Genomic DNA, 2,541 nt, shown 5'->3' with positions numbered 1-2,541 from the left:
TGCGCACACCGGGGTCATCCGGTCACCGATTCCGATAATATCCGGTCGGTCATTCCGATTTAATCCGGTCACGGATTCCGGGGTATCCGATCATCCCGGTTTCGAGTTGTGAGACCGGCTGCTGGGCGATCGTGCAGCAGGGTAGCCTTGCCGTCATCGAGGACGAGCAAGGAGCCCCAGAATGAGACGATTGCCAATGCGCAAGATTTCAGAAGCCCTTCGCCTGAGGGCCACCGGATTGTCGACGCGGAAGATCGCGAGGAGCCTGAACGTCGGGCAGTCGACGATCAGCGAGTATCTCAAGCGGGCGGAACGGGCCGGACTGTGTTGGCCGCTCCCGGACGGGCTGGACGAAGCCGCGCTGGAACGACGGCTGTTTGCACCGCCGGGCGGCCAAACGCGCCGAGGATTGGCGCAGCCGGATTGGGCTGCGGTTCATCGGCAACTCCGCCGCAAGGGGGTCACGCTGTCGCTGATCTGGGAGGAGTATCGCGCCGCCCATCCGGACGATGGCTATGGATACAGTCGGTTCTGCGACCTCTACCGTCGCTGGGAAGGCCGCCTGTCGCCCACCATGCGCCAGCACCATGCGGCTGGCGAGCGCGTGTTCGTCGACTATTCCGGCGATACCATCGAGGTGATCGATGGCGAGACCGGCGCGATCCGCGTGGCGCAAATCTTCGTCGGCGTCCTGGGTGCCTCGAACTATACCTATGTCGAGGCGACCTGGACCCAGAGCCTGCCGGACTGGATCGGCGCGCATGTTCGCTTGCTGGCCTTCTTCGGCGGTGTGCCCGAGCAGATCGTCTCGGATAATCTCAAGGCTGGTGTGACCAAGGCCTGCTTTCATGAGCCGCAGATCAACCGCACCTATGCCGAGATGGCCGCTCATTACGGCACGGCGATCCTGCCGGCGCGTCCCTACAAGCCTCGCGACAAAGCGAAGGCCGAGGTCGGCGTTCTTGTCGTCCAGCGCTGGATCATCGCGCGGCTGCGCAAACGGCGGTTCTTTTCTCTGGCCGAAGTGAACGCGGCGATCCGCGATCTGCTGCCGGGACTGAACGGCAAGGTGACCCGGCACCTGGGCGCCAGCCGCCGGGATCTGTTCGAACAGCTCGACCAGCCCGCGCTCCGGTCGTTGCCCGCGGCCCCCTACGAGTATGCCGACTGGGTCGAGCGGCGGGTCGGCCTCGATTACCATGTCGAAGTTCATAAGCACTACTACTCCGTGCCCCACCAGCTCCTGAAGAAGACGCTCTGGGCCCGGATCACGGCCCGGACTGTCGAGATCTTCCATGAAGGACAGCGCGTGGCATCCCATGTCCGGACGTCCGGGAACCGCAAGCATACGACCGTGGCCGCGCACATGCCCGCCAGCCATCGCCGATATGCCGGGCTTACCCCCGCCGAACTGCGGCGCATGGCCGAGAAGATCGGTCCCAACACGGCGACCCTGGTGGATCTGATCCTGCGCGCCAAACCCCATCCCGAGCAAGGCTTCCGCGCCTGCATCGGGATCGTGGGCCTCGCCAAGCCCCATGGCCGGGACGCCCTTGAAGCCGCCTGCCTGCGTGCTGGCGAGATTGGCGGCCTGTCTTACAGCTCGGTCAAATCAATCCTCCGGAACAACCTGCATCGCCGACGGCCAGAGACCCCCGCGGAGGGCCCGGCGATCACCCATCCCAATATCCGCGGCGCCAGCTATTTCCACTGAGAAGGAGACATCCGAATGCTCGACCATCCCACCCTGAACCACCTGCGTGCCCTCAAGCTCGATGGCATGGCGGAGGCCTTCGCCGAGTTGCAGCGGCAAGACGATGCCGCCGAGCTCAGCCATGCCGAATGGCTGGGCCTTCTGATCGACCGCGAGGCCGCGAACCGCAGCACGAAGCGCTACCAGAGTCGGATGCGCGCGGCCAAGTTGCGCCATGGGGGCGCCGCCATCGAGGACGTCAATTACCGCGCCCCGCGGCAACTCGACCGGGACCTGTTTCGCCAGCTCGCGCACGGCGACTGGATCGGAAAGCGGCAAAATCTGATCATCACCGGCCCCTGCGGTGTCGGAAAAACCTGGCTGGCCTGCGCGCTCGGACAGAAGGCCTGCCGCGACGGTCGCACCGTCCTCTATCACCGCTTGTCGCGTCTGTTCGCCGATCTCGAACTCGCCCATGGTGACGGGCGGTTTCCCCGCTTGTTCCGCCAGATCATTCGCACCGACCTGCTCATCCTGGACGACTGGGGGCCCGAACGGCTGACAACATCGCAGCGCCGCGACCTGATGGAAATCGTCGAGGACCGCTACCAGAACGGATCGATCATCATCACCAGCCAACTGCCCGTCGACGCCTGGCACGACGTCATCGGCGAGCCGACCTTCGCCGATGCAATCCTCGACCGCATCGTCCACAACGCTCACAGGTTGCCCTTGGACGGCCCCTCACTGCGAAAGAACGAAACATGACGCGCGACAGGGCCACCGCCACGCGCGACGCCGCGCCAGCGTCGTGGGGCGCGCACGGCGCCGCGCGCGGCTCCCCTATC

2 protein-coding genes are annotated in these 2,541 nt (G+C 65.2%); both read left to right on the top strand.

The features are described 5' to 3' along the window. Positions 1-181 precede the first annotated feature (181 nt). Positions 182-1,714 carry an IS21 family transposase gene (istA, locus tag DW2_RS18800; RefSeq protein WP_038148991.1) on the top strand — a complete coding sequence of 511 codons (1,533 nt, stop codon included), beginning with the start codon at positions 182-184 and terminating at the stop codon, positions 1,712-1,714. 15 nt (positions 1,715-1,729) lie between these two features. Then, positions 1,730-2,461, top strand: a complete 732-nt coding sequence (istB, locus tag DW2_RS18795) for an IS21-like element helper ATPase IstB (RefSeq protein ID WP_038148989.1) — start codon at positions 1,730-1,732, stop codon at positions 2,459-2,461. Positions 2,462-2,541 lie beyond the last annotated feature (80 nt).

The organism is Thioclava atlantica (assembly GCF_000737065.1).
In the GTDB taxonomy this organism is placed as follows: domain Bacteria; phylum Pseudomonadota; class Alphaproteobacteria; order Rhodobacterales; family Rhodobacteraceae; genus Thioclava; species Thioclava atlantica.
The sequence above is the reverse complement of the archived record's forward strand: the minus strand, read 5'-3'. Positions and strand labels throughout refer to the sequence as shown.